Source organism: Saccharospirillum sp. ABV4_185, assembly GCF_056159245.1.
On the sequence record NZ_JBSWUW010000001.1, the window covers coordinates 116,003 to 130,783 of the forward strand.

Genomic DNA, 14,781 nt, shown 5'->3' on the forward strand with positions numbered 1-14,781 from the left:
ATGTTCAGTGCCACGCCAGCCCTCGCTGATACCAAGCCTTGATGTCGACTCACCCCCAACCCACAGGCACCTCTCAACTGCCAAGAACGGTGGCCGGCAAGCTGAAACGACCCTTTGCCCGCTTCATGGACATTGAGTCCGCCGGCGGTGCTGTGCTGTTGCTGTGCACACTGGTGGGAATGTTATTGGCCAACTCGCCTTGGGCTGTAGGGTTCGAGCAACTGTGGCTGATGCCAATTGGGCTGGAGATTGGTCCGCTGAGTTATTTGCACAGCGTGCGCGAATGGATCAACGACGGCCTGATGACCCTGTTCTTTTTTATCGTGGCATTGGAACTCAAGCGCGAACTGATTCTGGGTGAACTGAATTCCCCACGCATGGCCGCTTTATCCATAGCCGCCGCGGTGGGCGGCATGTTGGTTCCCGCTGCGCTCTATCTGCTCATGCAATGGGGCCAGCCAGGACAGCACGGTTGGGGCACCGTTATGGCCACCGATACAGCCTTCGTCATCGCCTGTCTAGCCCTACTGGGGCGGCGCATCCCACAGAGTTTGCGCGTATTCATGCTCTCCTTGGCCATTTTCGATGACTTGGGTGCCATTCTGGTCATTGCCTTGGGCTACAGCAGTGACCTCGTCTGGTCCGCTCTATTCATTGCCGGTGCCGGATTGGCTGCGATTTACGGCCTCGGTCAACTGGGTTTCCGAAGCGTCCCGCTGTATTTCTTTTTTGGCATCTGCATCTGGTTTGCCATGGATGTCTCAGGCATCCACGCCACCGTTACCGGAGTTGTTCTGGGTTTGATGACGCCGGCCCAGCGCTGGGTCAACGACGACCGACTTTATGCCATTTTGAATCAGGTGATTGCTCATCCTCAGTTGGGCATCACCGCTGAAGACACCAAAGATCGACACACCTTACAGATTGCTGAAATTGCCGCGCGCGAAACACTATCACCGGTGGAACGCCTGGAAATCAGCCTGCATCCCTGGGTCAGTTTCTTGATCATGCCACTGTTTGCGCTGGCCAATGTCGGCCTTGCATGGTCATTTGAAAGCATTGACATCTCAATCACCCTGGCCATTTTCTGCGCGCTCGTGTTCGGCAAACCGATGGGCATTTTGTTGTTTGGTTGGTTGGCCGTGCAGCTAGGTATAGCGACACGACCACACAATCTTAGTTGGGGCCATATGGCTGGTGGCGCCTTACTCGGTGGCATCGGATTTACCATGGCGCTGTTTATTGCCAGCGAAGGTTTTACACCGCCCAATCTCGATAGTGCCAAGCTGGGTATTTTTATGGCATCAATCGCATCGGCATTGGCAGGCCTGTGTTTCTTATTTTTATTCAGTCAACGGACCCTCGCGAATAAACAACCTTCTTAACCACCGCCCTTCACCACGGTCTAAATCGACAGGGTGTAATTTCTCAAACCGTACGATAGCGAACAGACACAACCTGATGCAGGGATGAAGATGGGATGGTGACAGAAAGTCATTGTCAATTACTGCAATGGTTTACCCAACTAAGGAGGCGCAACAATGTACACCGAACAAATAATCACATTGGCACTACTCGTTCTCGGGGCAGTGCTGATCTTTTTCGGATACCAGAGTTCTCAAAACATGACCGGCCAGGTTTATGAAACATTTATGGGCCGTTTCAGAGACGCCACGCTGTGGTATTTCATCTTCGGTGGCGCGGCGATTTTAGTCGGCCTCGGAGTCTCGGCTATGCAATTACGCGGTTAATCCGCGCGCACCATAGCCATTGATTTTAGCCCTTCGATACAAGGATAAACCCAAATGATTGCCATGATACAACAACCCAAAATTGATCGAAAAATGCCTTTGTTAGCTGGCTTTATAATGATGATGACACTGGCACTGGTCATCAGCGGTTGCTCTTCGGCACCGATGGCTGGCGAAAAACTGGCCGATGCTGAAACAGCCGTTCAGAACGCCAACAGCAGCGACACCCACCAATATGCGTCAGCCGATTTAAAGCTGGCGATCGACAAGCTGGACCGCGCTCGACTGGCAATGGCCGAGAAGCAATATGAATCTGCCGGCCAGCTTGCGGACGAAGCCGCGCTCGATGCCCAAATCGCGCAGTTACATGCCCAGACAGCTCAGGCTCGGTTGGCCGCCAGAGAATCGGAACAGGCCGCACGTGCGTTGCGTCAGGAACTTAACCGCTTAAACGTTCAGCAATGAACCAGGAGCACAATATGAAAACTCAATTGTTTTTAATAACAGGACTCACAGCATCCATTACTGCATGTTCAGGCCTGCCGGCAAACAATGCCAACCTCGACAGTGCCCGAGCGCATTATCATCAGGCGGAGAACAACCCACAGGTCGTGATGCACTCTGAGCAAGAGCTGGAGCAAGCAGAAAAGTCGTTGGACGTGGCCGATAATGCCGTCAAGAAGGAGCAAGCCGCGCCTACCGTCGAACATCTGATCTACATGGCCGATCGTGAAGTGACGGTTGCTGAAAGCACGGCAACACTGCGAGCGTTACAGCAGGAAACACGTGCTTCCAGGCTCCAAAACAGCACCAACTCGGCCGCCTTGCGCAGCAGTAAGGACGCTCAGATGCAGCAAGAATTGGATCAGAAAACAGCACGGATTGCAGTACTGAATCATCGACTGCAGATGAGCAATACCCAGGTTAACGGTCAGATCATCACCCTGGGTGACATCCTGTTCGATACCGGCAAGTCGACCGTCATACCCAGTAGCTCTGCGAATCTCAAAAAACTGTCCGATGTGTTGAAAAATGATCGTGCATTATCGGTAGATATTAACGGTCACACCGACAGCACTGGCACGCGCGGCTTCAACAACACCTTGTCACAGCGCCGTGCCGACTCAGTAATGCGTGAGTTGATTAGGCTGGGTGTTGCCAACAGTCAGATTCAAACGCACGCAATGGGTCAGGACCATCCCATCGCTGATAACGGAACCTCGGCCGGTCGGCAAATGAACCGTCGCGTTGAGGTGGTTGTCAATCCCGGCATGGCTCGGCTGTCAGAGAGTTAATGAATAGTTAATGGATCAATTTTGATGCATGAACCGACGTTGCGCTCTACCGAGCGCATTTTTTTGTGAGTGCCGGTTTCCAAAGATCCATCCACAGCAAGTCCATGCCCTGCTCGTCACGTTCTTAGGTAGTAGTGTTTTACTAAGAGGAAGTAAAAGATAGCAACCGAAGAGAGACTCTAGTCATGGTTATGTCCAATACAACATTTGATGTTGGTGCTGATCAAACGATCTCACTCGATGCAAAGATTAAGCAACAGCGGGCCATGCTCAATCAATTACGCATTGAAGTGGTACAAACAAAAAAACAACTTCGGAAAGCAAAGAAAGATCTTCGCGATCTGGACATTCAACGGATATTTGACAACCAAACATCGGACCGCCTGGACGCCGCCCAGACTGAGCTTAAGGCGAAGGCTGCACTCAAACGCCTGTACCAGTTATCGCGTTACAGTCAGCACGACGTGCTGACCGGAATGCCGAATCGGGCGCTGATGATGGACCGACTGGAAAACGCCATTGCTCTGGCCAATCGCAATCACTATCGCATGGCGATTTTGTTTGTCGATGTGGATCGTTTCAAGAGCATCAACGATCACTACGGTCATACCATGGGCGACGAGGTGTTGAAGTGGTTGAGTGAGCGTTTGGTTGGCGCAGTGCGTCAATCCGATACGGTCAGCCGTCATGGTGGTGATGAATTTTTGATTCTCTTACCGCAAATTGAATCAGCCAAGGATGCGCTGAACATTGCCAATAAGGTGATCGCAGCCATCAACGAACGCTGCCACCTGAACGGCCAGTCACTGATGTTGGCAACCAGCATTGGCATTGCCATCTTCCCGGAACAGGGGGCTGATCCCGATAGTTTGATACAGCAGGCCGATAAGGCCATGTACCAGGCCAAAAGCAATGGCGGTCAACAGTGTCATCTGCTGTCGGAACCCGTCTTTTGAAGCCTGGTTTTCTGTCGTGATTGCTAATGCCGGTGGTTCCCACTCGGTCCGCCAGAACGCCGCCGCCGAAGGCAATGGGCAGAGCGGCGGGGCTACGTGCCAGGGCATTGGCCCGGTGTGCCAGACTGTCGAAGCACTGATGAACGAGGCGGGCCTGACGGTCAATATCCTCGCGCATCAGCGCCGCCTCTTTCTTTAATTGGCTGCGACGGGACACTAGGATTTGCGCCTTGATGCAGACAGCACCATCCCTGCGGCAAAGGCGAGGCCCAGTGAAATCAACGGGTTGCCCTGCACGAAGCCGCTGATGGCCTGCATCGTTTTACCGGAGCGCTCCTTGGTTTCCCGTCCGATTTCCTTGGCATGAGTTTTCGCCTCCCCGGCCTCATGGCGGATCCGCTCCTCGGCCTTACCCGACGTCCTGGCAATGCGGTCAACCGACTCATGGGCGCGCTCAGAGAGTCGATCTGTGGTGGCGTGGTCGCTATTGGTTGACTTGCTCATGGTGTTCTCCATTTCAAGGGTGTGGCATGGGTGGGTGCTGTTTGGCGTCCATCGCCAAGCAGGGTGTAGTCTCTCGCCAATGCCCACCGGTTGTATGGGCGGCAACGAACAGATCCGCTAATTAGCCACTATTACCAACCGAAAATACCAACGACATCACCAACGACATTACCAACGAAAGTACCAACCGAGACATTCCTGTTTTGCTTCCGTACCGAGTGATCAATTGACCGGCACCGGCCAGTTTGAGCGCTACGTACGCCGCCGCACAGAACGTTGCAACAACGGCTGTCATGATGCTGCTCAAACGTGCTGGAAATTAGGCAGGGCCTGAACAGTTCGGTTCGGATCCGGTGTATTTCAGCAACCAACCCCTAGGAGTTAAATAGATATGAAACTTGGTAAAACCTTTGCAGTGAGTTTGCTTATGAGCGCCCTGATGATCGGGTTATCTGCCTGTGACGACGGCGCTGCCGAAGAGGCTGGTGAAGAAGTAGACGAGGCAGTCGAGGAAACTGGCGATGCCATCGAAGGCGCCACCGACAATAACTGATCGGTAATCTCTGCTGGCAGGCTGTTCACATTCATGACGTTTCGTCAGCCTGCTACCAGAACCTATGTCCCAACATCCGTAACAGAACTCCACGCCTGGACGACCGGCGCTTCGGGCAAGTTGGCAAACAGTGATAAAAATAGAGCCAATGACAGAAGACTGTTCATTGGCTCCGATACCCACCGCATTGCGATGGGTGTTGTTACAGTGCTGCTATTCAGTCAGCGGCTCTGCGTTCATTCGATGTTGTAGCCAAGACCTACTGTATAAGCCCAGGCGCCGTCGTCCTGGAACGCATCGGACGCATTGCTGGCGCCTTCAAACAAGAACTGATACTCGATGCGAGAGAGGAAATAGGTTTTCGTTTGCACGTAATACTTTAACCCCGCTTCCAGACCGGCAAAGGCGCTGTTATTGACGCCATCGCCATAGATGCCACCAAGGCTGCCACCGACGAACGGCCGTGCACGATCATTCAGGAACTGATAGTTGGCGTAGCCACGGGTTGAGCCGTTCCAGAAATCGTTGGTAATGCTCTCACCGCTGATGTTGGCGTAGTTGACACTTTGCCGAACACCGGCAACCAGTTTCTCGCTCAAGTACCAGCCCAAATCACCGCTCACGCCGAAGGTGCCGCTATTGAAGTTCTGATCGTTGCTACCGGTCCCGGAGATGGAGAACTCCTTATCCTCCTGGTTTGGACCGTAGGTTGACGACTCTGCCAGTGCGGCCATCGGCAGTGCACCGAGAAGAGAGAGGGTGATGACTGCAGTGTTGACTTTGATCATGGTAAGTTCCTTTTGATGTTGTGCTGATTGAGTTTGCGATTGTGTTAGTGCTGTTGACCTGCCGCTGATTAAACGGAGCCATTGCGTTCAAAGTCTTTGATCTGTGTCTCGGCTTCATCCTTGGAAATACCGTAGGTGCTCTGAAGTTCTCCTTTTAATTGATCACGCTTACCGGCGATGACATCAAGACGATCATCGGTCAACTTGCCCCACTGTTCTTTGGCTTTCCCTTTATATTTTTTCCAATTGCCTTCAATAGTGTCCCAATTCATTTTGGTCTCCTATGGCACTGTTGATTCTATGTTTCGATGAATGATGTGGCATAAATGTGGACGGCTTAATACATCACCTCACCCAGCTACAATGACAACTATTTCGATCTTTATCTGTGCGTTACCCCACCTTGATGGCCACTATCGGTCCGCCGGATAAAGCCACCTCCGTCGTGCTGAAACATTCGTCTGAAAAACTGCGGCGGGCAGAGCGATTGGATATCAACTTGTTGTTGAACTGGACATTGAAGGTCGCATGGCAATCGCACCGAGTGCATCTGCTTTTTTTAAAGGACGCCGATCCCGTCCAGACCCACTACGCCCATCAAATGGACCCGGAACTTGAGAATCGTGGAGTAGTATCGAGTTATCAATATTACCGGGGCACCTACCTTTCCGATGACCGAAACGAGCCGGTTCGAGAAGAACTGCTAAACAAAGCAGCTAAGCATATCGGTGAGCAGGGTTGGAGTGCTCAGATTGGGAATGCGCGGTAGTAATTGAGGTCATCTGGGTAGTTCTGCCTGTTGTAAATCAGGCAGGGCTATCAATCAGCTCTGTATGAAGTTCTTTAAGACAATTACTTTGTTATCCAATAAGACTAACGGGCATCCGGCGCATTCTTATACGCCGCTGCAAGTTCATCTTCATTTGGTGCCTGCTTTGATAACCAATCCCAGTTAAATACTTCGTTTTGCGCAAGAGGCACATTGCCATCGGAGCTAAAACCACTGCCAGGCATACCCGACTCTTTTGATACAACCAAGCTGGTCAACGGTGGCATACGGTTTTCGATGCAGTATTGCTGAATAGGTCTTAGGTAATCGCCAAGGGCAGCGGCTGGTACACCGCAAGCTTTTCCCACTAGGTCGTAGGTTAGTACTTGTCGATTCTTAGCAGCCAAGACCAAAACACTCCATAACTGCTGTGCACGCTGCTCTCGTTTCATAATCTGCATCCTTGTATTTCAAATCGAAAATGAACCTATTTAAGACTGATTAACACTGAATGAGACTTCAGGGAAGTTCGCTTCGATCTTATCTATAAACTTCTGCACATTATGAACACCCCAGTTTCTTGCCACATAATAGCCTTGGCCCTCAAACACTATTTCAGGGTCTTTCGTGTAACGGTATTTAGAGTAGCGCTTTTCCGTCTCTGTCATTTCATCGACTGACTTCAACAAGCGGAAGCTACAGGACGTATCTTCTTTTAAGAACTCAAACCATCCCTCGCCCAGCCGACCTTTTTTCTCTAATAACTTGACTGTGAAATACCCAATATCTGACTTCTTAAACTGGTCGCGATAAAGTTCATCGAGGTAATAGATCGAGTAGAGCGACCTATCCTTTTGTTCGTTTCTTGAAACTCTTTCCTCTCGCCGTTTTTGCCGAACTTCAACTTGATAGCTCTCGGCTTCAGGCAACGGAATGATTTGATCGCAGTTTAGGACCAGTGCATCGTTCAAGCGATGCAAAGTGAGACGAACACAGCGAATGTCTAGGTCGCGCTCATTGAGCCACAAAACTGAGGTGGTTATCTCTTTAGAAAAATTGGCTGACGCTAAAACGATGCGCACACTCTGGGCGAAGTCATCTTCAATGGGGACATCCCAGCCTAAAAACTCGCATAGCTTAGGCTCGGCTTCGAAGTCTAGGCCGTTTTTTTCAAGATAGCGTTTAAAAGCACTAACAGCTTGATCCCAAGTCATATTCGCAACCATCGCCGCATAGCGAATGGCCTGAAGCTCTATATGGCCGCCATCGTCGGTGCGCTTCAGCTCGATAACGACTAAGTTGGCTTCTTTATCAACGGCCAGCAAATCGATACGGCGGCTGCTTTCATCCCAGTCGCCAAATTCTTCCGCTATCACCATGATTTCAGGGTCAATGGCTTCAATGTTCATCTTCAACAAACGTTGAAGGTCGCGCCGCTCCCATATCTGCTCTTGCTGGAAGCTTCGGGATTCCAGGGGTTTTAAGGCATCATCGCTTACTTGATAGAGCGGCATCTTATTTCCTTTTAAATTTTCAAAGAATGACTAAATGATCACCAATCAGCACCCACCTATCGCTTCTTCCACGGTCGGCTTCCAGTCTTTCTCCATCACCATCTGGAATTGAACCGGCTTATCCTGGCTCTCAAGTGAAAGTTGTCCAACTTCTGAAGTTACGTCAGCATATTGAGTCAATAGTTCAAATAGCTTTCGCTTGTATTCGGTATCATCGTTTCCTTTTAGATGATCGCCTTTAGTTTCCAGCACTGAGAACCGGAACTTACCTTGATCAGTTCCGTGCACACAAGCCAGTAAATCGGGATATACGCGGTGTTTCTGCCAGCCCTGTAAACCATAAGAGCGTTGGTTAACGGCAATTCGATGCCACCAATAGACACACTTATGCTCATCAAGGTACCAGGCTGTATTCTTTTCCAGATTGTTGAACTCTTTCTGATAAACCTTCTCAAATAAATTTTTTTCTAACGGCTCGCCATTCTTTCTATATAGTTGTTGATCAATATCTGCTAAATCAATCTCTAACGTTTCAGCGATCTTCCAGTTAAGTGCTGGATCATTTGATGACACGAGCCTTAAGGCAATCTCACCGCTTTCCAGTTTTTCGCGGAACAGTGATTCTGCCATTTCGTTAACCTGCTCGCGCAAATCTCGTTTCATCGACTGAACTAAATCGAGGCGATTGACAAAAACCTGTTCGTCACTAACACCTTGTGCTTTCAAGGCACTCAAAGTCTCGTCCAGTAAGCGCATGCCTTGCCAAGGGTTAGGCACCACATCCAATAATTGGCGCACAAGGTAGGGGACGTCTAGTCCTTCGTCCGGTCTAACTTCGATATCTTCTTGCTCAAGGTCAAATACCGTTTGCTCTGCACCTTTTGCTTTTCGATCCAGATTGACACGGGCAACTGTACGCTGGAGCTTTGCCTCATCCATTGTTGCCTTTTCAGCCGACAAGAATTGCAATGCATCCCAATTCAACTCACCCAGTACATCCCGCTCGTAATCTAATGGGCGATAACCATCCGATGCAGTCTTATCCAGATGCAAAACTCTCGGCAGAAAAATGGGAGGGAGGCCTTTGAACTTTTCGTTACGCCTTATGGTCTCACGGCGCATATTCCGAGCTTGACCACTGCTTGGGTCTACCGCTTTAACGCTGGAGGCTAAATCGGCCATGCCTTCATCCTCCAAGCCCTTGCGAACGCCATTAACCGCTTCGGTTACGTCTTGGTCGAAGGTGAAAACGTAGCACTCATCCAATGCTGCCACATGTGTGGCTTGGGCATAGGGCTGTCGCAGTACACGTCCTATCATTTGGGTTAATGCAGTTGTTGCGGTAGTGCGCGATAAAACAGCCAACACATAGGCAAAGGGACAATCCCAGCCTTCACGCAGTGCGTCTTTCGTGATGATAAAACGTACTGGTGAAGTTGGAGACAACAAATCCTCATCGGCAAGCTCGTCGTCGCTGGAGGTCTTAAGACGTATATGCTCTTCCTTCACGCCGAGTTGATCACGCAAATATTCGCGAGCATCTTCTGAATGAACGAAGCCAGCATCACGTTGTTCCTTGCCGGTACGCTCAACACGCACTACGACTATAGGACGAATATAGCGACCCGCCTTATTCTGATAAGCTGCACTAGACTCTTCTAGCTCGACTTGTTTTGCATGCGCTAGTGATAACGTATGTTTCCAATCGCCTTTGCCCTCGTTAATCACGTTGATGGGCAATTTAATCATTTCTTCATCTTTTAGATCGGCACCGGGCACATTCACTAAAACGTTAGATTGGTGTATGCCATTGGTGTTTGGGGTCGCCGATAGCTCCAAGATAAAACGCGGATTAAAGCCAGCTAAGGTATTACGGGCGGTATCGGAATAGGCTTTATGCCCTTCATCGACAACGACTATAGGACGGACCAACCGCAATACATTGCCCAAACTTTGCTTAACAGAGATCGTGCCCGGAACAACACCTTCACCGTAGCCGTAATCGACCAGATCGTTTTGATCTAAATTCGGTATATTCGTCAGTAACGCATTGTTGGCTTCGTAATCGTCTTCCAGTGGAAAGAAGGAGGTAAATCGACCACTGTCCCGAAACAGTCGCAATGTCTCTTTGGACTTTCTAGCGGCGGAAGGCAGCATCAGCAACATGACACATAACTGCCCTTCCACATCCTGGCGAGTAAACGCATCGGTCTTTTCCAGTAACTTCACCCGCCCTCCAGAAGCTCGTTCTAACATTTGCCGATAGGGATGTTCACGATTAGCCAACTGCTTCCAAGTCTGACGGTAGATAGCCTCCGAAGGCACCACCCATAACACCAACCCGGTTTGCCGCTTGAAATAATCGGTTTGCACACGCTCCAGTACAGCCGTTGCCAGTAAAGTTTTACCACCGCCAGTAGGCACTTTTAAGCAGATATTAGGAATCGAGTTACCCAATCCATCATGGCGTGATAAATAGGGTGCCACGATGGGGTCATCTTTTTGATACAGATATGGCAACAACCGCTCGGTATTAAGCTGATCCCAGGTATCTCGGCAATAATCCCCTAAGTTGGCTTCTTTGCCCTTGCTTTTCTGGAACTCTACGAAATCTTCCGCCTCTTCTCGCTGTTCCGCTAAAACCGTTAAGTAGCGCTCTAGCTTACCCAGTACGCCTTGCTGGTATTCTTTCAGTTCCATGTTCAGTCCCCTAAAATCCGGTGAACGGCGTAGGGCAACTGGCAGAATTCAATGCGTTTGGCTGTCAGTTCTTTTTGGCTCATAAACTTGGCCACGGCAAAAACAATGGTCCGTTTACCGCCTTTGTTACTTTGTTCAATGGCTACCAGCCGCTCGGCATTAAGCGCTGCTTCGTTAGAGCGCAACCAAGATTTATCTGGCTGATAAAAAAGGTGCACACGGAATAGTTCAGTTTCGCCAATAAAACCATCGGGAGCCGGTTTACCAACTTTTTCGAGAGATTGGCCTGTCGCCGTATAGAACACATAGCGAGCCAGTGCTTCGAAACTAGGCATATCTTTGCCCGTCAGCAGACTCTCGATATCAATCGGCTCACCCAAAGAACAGTAGGTAAAGCTGCCGCCCAATCCAGGCGCGGTTTCTGTTACTTCGCGTTCACCTAATACAGTGAGCACTCCGTCTTTTATTTGTTTACTAATCTTGTCGTATTCATGGCTATGTAAGTTTTCAATGGAAGTAATGTGACCCAAGATTTTTGATTGTTTCTTCTCGAAAGCGCTCCACGTAATACTATCCCGATATAGTTCATCTCGCTGCGTCCCTTTGAAGTGATATCCTTTGATAGCCCGACGAACACGCTCTGCCGTAAGCGAGTCAGCATAATCTTCACACTCGACTAGAATAAAGCGACGCTTACCATCATCTTCTATATTAGATTTCAATACACTATGAGCAGTAGTTCCCGAACCGGCAAAAGAGTCCAGTATTATAGAGTCTTCAAATGCAGCTAATTTAAGAACACGCTCCACCAACTCAACTGGCTTAGGAGTAGGAAATGGTGAGACGCCATCAAACATCCGCTTTAGGGTGTTATTTGCATGTCGAGTGCTTCCAACATCAGAAGAAAACCAAATAGTCTCTGGCGCTCTTTTCTCTTGGTCTTTCAAATAAATTTTTCGGATCACTCTAGTTTCATCGTCAACAAATCTAGCTTCTCCAGATTTTATTTTCTTTTTGAATGTCTCCTCTTTCCATCTCCATCCATTTTCTGGAGGATCAATATACCCGCCTGAAGGTGTGTCCAATCTATATTTTAGGTTAGGCCTATACAAAGAGTTACGTACGTCTCCTAATCTCCACGGCCCATTCGGATCATTATCGGGATTCGAATAATTAACATTGTCTTCTTCTCTTCTATCTAGCCCATCGAAGGAAAAATCTTCATTTCCATAAACAAGCATATGGTTATGATGGACCGAAAAAATATCGCTATAACCCTTACCTTGAACAGAATGCTGCCAAACAATATTGGCGACAAACCTACTTTCTCCCATTATCTCGTCTAATAACATTCTAAGTCGATGGGACTCATTATCATCTATTGTTATCCAAATACTTCCTCTTGAGGACAACAATTCCTTTAAGATATTAATTCTTGGCCACATCATACACAGCCATTTGTCATGACGTTCAAGATCATCTTTGTCGACAGGATTGGCTGACTTTTTAAGCCACTCCTTCATTAAAGGCGAACGTACATTATCGTTATAGCACCAACCTTCCTCGCCAGTGTTATAAGGCGGATCAATAAAGATACAGTCTACTTTTCCCGCATGGGTTGGCAGCAATGCTTTAAGCGCTTCTAGGTTATCGCCATGGATAATAAGGTTATCGTCCAATGAAGGTTGCTTTCCTTCCAACGGCAAAGATTTTTCCGGTACCACCTGTAATTCACGAAACGGCACACTGAGGTGATGCGAATAAACGAATTGCTTACCCTTAAATTCGAGCGTGGGCATTAACGACTCCTAATCCAATCGAGACACGCCTTAAAGGCGGGCATTTGTTGTTCAATCTGTTCTGCGTTCATAGCGCGTAACTGTCGCTCTTGCTCAATAATGGCGTCTTCGCCTTTGTCTGTCGCGCCGGTCACCTGTTCTATACAACCGACAGGCCAAACCCAAACTTGTGAGGCTTTTAGCTGCTCGTGGTTGTTTTGCGCAAGTTGCTTCCCTTCTTCATCCGATGCGAAACAAGCCCAAACATCAGCAGCGGTCCAGTCATTCCCTTTTTGGGGAAGGCCATTGTCGCTCAAACGGAAACCTTTTTCAGGTTGCAGGCGGTTGAGTACGGTCTTCACGTCCTCTAAATCTGCGCCTTCCCGTTCGAGTAAATCACTCGTCCGAGCGTTGGTATAGGCGAAATCAAGGTCCGCTATCGCACAGGCGCGAATACCCATGGCATTAAGCACGTCCAGCGCCTTGCCAAAACCTGAACAACTTCCAATAGATACAAAAGCGATATGATCTAAATCGGGTGAACGCTGGTAAAGCTGTTCATAGGCCAGAGGCAGTAACCTTCGGTCTGTCTTTCCCTCGCACAGTACAACGCGCTCGGCAAAGTAGATCTCGGTTAAGTTACCCAATTCAAAAAGCGTTTGTGATTGCGCTTCAGCGCCAGCAATAGCATCACGAACGGCCTGGCTCATTGGTTTCCTAGCGGTAACCCCTTCATCAGGAGTATTGCCCACAATAACAGTGTTATGGGCATTATCGCGGCTAAGCATCAGCGGAGAGTGGGTTGAAAACACCACTTGGAACCCCGCACCCGATAGCGTTTTCAAGGCTTCGCGCAAACGCCTTACGCCTTGAGGGTGCAGGTAGAGCTCGGGTTCATCAATTAAAAGTAGCCGACGGGAAAGCTGGTCATTTTCGGTACGCCGTATATCCGCCAGGTATCGTATTAGGGCTAGCTGTATTGCCCGTTGTGCGCCTGTGCCCATTTCATCAAAACGACGCCGCTCGCCATTGGTTGTGTTGGTAACACTGAGGTTGCCTGCTTTAAAAAACTCTTTCAGTTCTACGATTTGCAAATCCAGGTCTAGCGACAATCCCGGAAAGAAGTTATCTAGCGCGGTGGTAGCATTCGTATCGAATTGCTGCAAATGCTCAGAACGCTGTGCGCCATCTTTAGTTAAGATGCTTCGGATGGTATTAAGTGAGGTCGTCAATTCTTCATGGGCTGCCAATAATGGTTGCATAATTTCATCTAACAGCCCCTTGATTGTGGTACCCGCTTTGGCTTTGCCGAGGTCTTCACCAATGTCGTGCATAGCCAGCACATGAAGTGGCTCAGGTAGCAATGCCTTTACTGCCTGGGGAAGTCCAGTTGGGTAATTACGCCATTGCTCCGGGACTCCTTCTTGAGGGCATTCATCTACCTCCCAGACTTCCTGACTAATCGAATTCGCCCCAGTACCTGTTGCCAATACCCTTATCCAGAGGCGACCGTCGCGGCAAAATGGCTCTATCGCACGCCTATGAGCTGCATTGGGAATCAAGGCTATGACGTTTTCATCAACGCCATCTATGCAAGCTGCAATCACCACTGGTTGTTGAGGATCATTGAAATCGCCAGATTTTAAGGCACTAGGTTTTAACACCCAGCGAAGCGCTTCAAGGATCGTGGATTTCCCCGCGTTGTTCTGCCCAACAAGAGGGGTGTAGCTGTCTAGCTGGAGGGTAACATTTCGGCAAGCCTTGAAGTTTTCGATATGTATGCAACTCACTCGATGCATCTGAGGCTCCTTGGTTTGCTGAGTCCTTTGAACGTAGGAAACCTACAAGATGCGGCGCCTTTCAGCCAGAGGAAACAACAAAAAAGCCCCAACCACTCAACGTGATCAGGGCTCCTTTAAATTTGGTACCAGAGGCCGGACTCGACGGTCCGACGCTTCGGCCGGCACAGTGCCGGTTTGAGTCCGGTAGCGACGCCGAGCACAAAAAAGCCCCAACCACTCAACGTGATCAGGGCTATCTAATATGGTACCAGAGGCCGGACTCGAACCGGCACAGTGTTGCCACCGGGGGATTTTGAATCCCCTGCGTCTACCAATTTCGCCACTCTGGCATTGCTTTCGCAAGTGACGGGCATTCTAGCGAAAAATCCTTG

At 49.3% G+C, this 14,781-nt stretch carries 16 protein-coding genes and 1 tRNA gene; 8 read left to right on the top strand and 9 right to left on the bottom strand.

Annotated features, from left to right (window positions below; all coding sequences use genetic code 11):
• Nucleotides 1-41: 41 nt before the first annotated feature.
• The 6 genes from nhaA to ACXAE6_RS00530 all read left to right on the top strand — a co-directional run bounded on the left by nhaA (nt 42) and on the right by ACXAE6_RS00530 (nt 4,201).
• Nucleotides 42-1,385, top strand: coding sequence for a Na+/H+ antiporter NhaA (nhaA, locus tag ACXAE6_RS00505; protein ID WP_475143069.1), 1,344 nt, complete (start codon nt 42-44; stop codon nt 1,383-1,385).
• Nucleotides 1,386-1,541: 156 nt separating this feature from the next.
• Nucleotides 1,542-1,751, top strand: coding sequence for a DUF3185 family protein (locus ACXAE6_RS00510; RefSeq protein ID WP_475143071.1), 210 nt, complete (start codon nt 1,542-1,544; stop codon nt 1,749-1,751).
• A gap of 54 nt (nt 1,752-1,805) precedes the next feature.
• Nucleotides 1,806-2,216, top strand: coding sequence for a DUF4398 domain-containing protein (locus ACXAE6_RS00515; RefSeq protein WP_475143073.1), 411 nt, complete (start codon nt 1,806-1,808; stop codon nt 2,214-2,216).
• 14 nt (nt 2,217-2,230) lie between these two features.
• Nucleotides 2,231-3,046 (top strand): OmpA family protein, encoded by an 816-nt coding sequence (locus tag ACXAE6_RS00520; protein ID WP_475143077.1) that lies wholly within the window; start codon nt 2,231-2,233, stop codon nt 3,044-3,046.
• Nucleotides 3,047-3,237: 191 nt separating this feature from the next.
• Nucleotides 3,238-4,002, top strand: a complete 765-nt coding sequence (locus ACXAE6_RS00525) for a diguanylate cyclase domain-containing protein (RefSeq protein WP_475143079.1) — start codon at nt 3,238-3,240, stop codon at nt 4,000-4,002.
• Complete coding sequence (locus ACXAE6_RS00530; protein ID WP_475143081.1) at nt 3,959-4,201, top strand: hypothetical protein; 243 nt, start codon at nt 3,959-3,961, stop codon at nt 4,199-4,201. The genes ACXAE6_RS00525 and ACXAE6_RS00530 overlap by 44 nt, the downstream gene beginning before the upstream one ends.
• A gap of 17 nt (nt 4,202-4,218) precedes the next feature.
• Here the strand turns inward: ACXAE6_RS00530 and ACXAE6_RS00535 are convergent, their stop codons facing one another.
• Nucleotides 4,219-4,506 carry a hypothetical protein gene (locus ACXAE6_RS00535; protein ID WP_475143083.1) on the bottom strand — a complete coding sequence of 96 codons (288 nt, stop codon included), beginning with the start codon at nt 4,504-4,506 and terminating at the stop codon, nt 4,219-4,221.
• A 391-nt stretch (nt 4,507-4,897) separates the two neighbouring features.
• On the opposite strand from ACXAE6_RS00535, the gene ACXAE6_RS00540 reads away from it, so the two are divergent.
• Nucleotides 4,898-5,059, top strand: a complete 162-nt coding sequence (locus ACXAE6_RS00540; protein ID WP_475143086.1) for a hypothetical protein — start codon at nt 4,898-4,900, stop codon at nt 5,057-5,059.
• A 236-nt stretch (nt 5,060-5,295) separates the two neighbouring features.
• On the opposite strand, the gene ACXAE6_RS00545 is transcribed toward ACXAE6_RS00540, so the two are convergent.
• Both ACXAE6_RS00545 and ACXAE6_RS00550 read right to left on the bottom strand, forming a co-directional pair.
• The gene (locus tag ACXAE6_RS00545) at nt 5,296-5,847 is read right to left on the bottom strand and encodes a hypothetical protein (protein ID WP_475143088.1); all 552 of its coding nucleotides are present in this window, start codon (nt 5,845-5,847) and stop codon (nt 5,296-5,298) included.
• Nucleotides 5,848-5,915: 68 nt separating this feature from the next.
• A complete protein-coding gene (locus tag ACXAE6_RS00550; protein ID WP_475143091.1) occupies nt 5,916-6,119 on the bottom strand; it encodes a CsbD family protein in 204 nt (67 codons plus the stop codon).
• Between the two features lie 116 nt (nt 6,120-6,235).
• Here ACXAE6_RS00550 and ACXAE6_RS00555 point away from each other — a divergent pair, with 116 nt between their 5' ends.
• The gene (locus tag ACXAE6_RS00555; protein ID WP_475143095.1) at nt 6,236-6,616 is read left to right on the top strand and encodes a hypothetical protein; all 381 of its coding nucleotides are present in this window, start codon (nt 6,236-6,238) and stop codon (nt 6,614-6,616) included.
• Between the two features lie 104 nt (nt 6,617-6,720).
• Here ACXAE6_RS00555 and ACXAE6_RS00560 read toward each other — a convergent pair whose 3' ends face one another.
• From ACXAE6_RS00560 to ACXAE6_RS00585, 6 genes are all read right to left on the bottom strand, one after another.
• Entirely contained in the window at nt 6,721-7,068 is a 348-nt protein-coding gene (locus ACXAE6_RS00560; protein ID WP_475143098.1) for a hypothetical protein, read from the bottom strand.
• Between the two features lie 39 nt (nt 7,069-7,107).
• Complete coding sequence (locus tag ACXAE6_RS00565; protein WP_475143101.1) at nt 7,108-8,130, bottom strand: hypothetical protein; 1,023 nt, start codon at nt 8,128-8,130, stop codon at nt 7,108-7,110.
• Between the two features lie 45 nt (nt 8,131-8,175).
• Complete coding sequence (locus ACXAE6_RS00570) at nt 8,176-10,830, bottom strand: DEAD/DEAH box helicase (RefSeq protein ID WP_475143103.1); 2,655 nt, start codon at nt 10,828-10,830, stop codon at nt 8,176-8,178.
• A 2-nt stretch (nt 10,831-10,832) separates the two neighbouring features.
• Entirely contained in the window at nt 10,833-12,629 is a 1,797-nt protein-coding gene (locus ACXAE6_RS00575; protein ID WP_475143106.1) for a site-specific DNA-methyltransferase, read from the bottom strand.
• Complete coding sequence (locus ACXAE6_RS00580) at nt 12,629-14,407, bottom strand: ATP-dependent nuclease (RefSeq protein WP_475143109.1); 1,779 nt, start codon at nt 14,405-14,407, stop codon at nt 12,629-12,631. The genes ACXAE6_RS00575 and ACXAE6_RS00580 overlap by 1 nt, the downstream gene beginning before the upstream one ends.
• Before the next feature lie 245 nt (nt 14,408-14,652).
• A tRNA-Leu gene (locus ACXAE6_RS00585) sits at nt 14,653-14,739 on the bottom strand.
• Nucleotides 14,740-14,781: the final 42 nt, after the last annotated feature.

Bases quoted from the DNA above. Each gene is read 5' to 3' on its own strand.
- nhaA (WP_475143069.1), top strand. From the start codon at position 42: ATGTCGACTCACCCCCAACCCACAGGCACCTCTCAACTGCCAAGAACG.
- ACXAE6_RS00510 (WP_475143071.1), top strand. From the start codon at position 1,542: ATGTACACCGAACAAATAATCACATTGGCACTACTCGTTCTCGGGGCA.
- ACXAE6_RS00515 (WP_475143073.1), top strand. From the start codon at position 1,806: ATGATTGCCATGATACAACAACCCAAAATTGATCGAAAAATGCCTTTG.
- ACXAE6_RS00520 (WP_475143077.1), top strand. From the start codon at position 2,231: ATGAAAACTCAATTGTTTTTAATAACAGGACTCACAGCATCCATTACT.
- ACXAE6_RS00525 (WP_475143079.1), top strand. From the start codon at position 3,238: ATGTCCAATACAACATTTGATGTTGGTGCTGATCAAACGATCTCACTC.
- ACXAE6_RS00530 (WP_475143081.1), top strand. From the start codon at position 3,959: ATGGCGGTCAACAGTGTCATCTGCTGTCGGAACCCGTCTTTTGAAGCC.
- ACXAE6_RS00535 (WP_475143083.1), bottom strand. From the start codon at position 4,506: ATGAGCAAGTCAACCAATAGCGACCACGCCACCACAGATCGACTCTCT.
- ACXAE6_RS00540 (WP_475143086.1), top strand. From the start codon at position 4,898: ATGAAACTTGGTAAAACCTTTGCAGTGAGTTTGCTTATGAGCGCCCTG.
- ACXAE6_RS00545 (WP_475143088.1), bottom strand. From the start codon at position 5,847: ATGATCAAAGTCAACACTGCAGTCATCACCCTCTCTCTTCTCGGTGCA.
- ACXAE6_RS00550 (WP_475143091.1), bottom strand. From the start codon at position 6,119: ATGAATTGGGACACTATTGAAGGCAATTGGAAAAAATATAAAGGGAAA.
- ACXAE6_RS00560 (WP_475143098.1), bottom strand. From the start codon at position 7,068: ATGAAACGAGAGCAGCGTGCACAGCAGTTATGGAGTGTTTTGGTCTTG.
- ACXAE6_RS00565 (WP_475143101.1), bottom strand. From the start codon at position 8,130: ATGCCGCTCTATCAAGTAAGCGATGATGCCTTAAAACCCCTGGAATCC.
- ACXAE6_RS00570 (WP_475143103.1), bottom strand. From the start codon at position 10,830: ATGGAACTGAAAGAATACCAGCAAGGCGTACTGGGTAAGCTAGAGCGC.
- ACXAE6_RS00575 (WP_475143106.1), bottom strand. From the start codon at position 12,629: ATGCCCACGCTCGAATTTAAGGGTAAGCAATTCGTTTATTCGCATCAC.
- ACXAE6_RS00580 (WP_475143109.1), bottom strand. From the start codon at position 14,407: ATGCATCGAGTGAGTTGCATACATATCGAAAACTTCAAGGCTTGCCGA.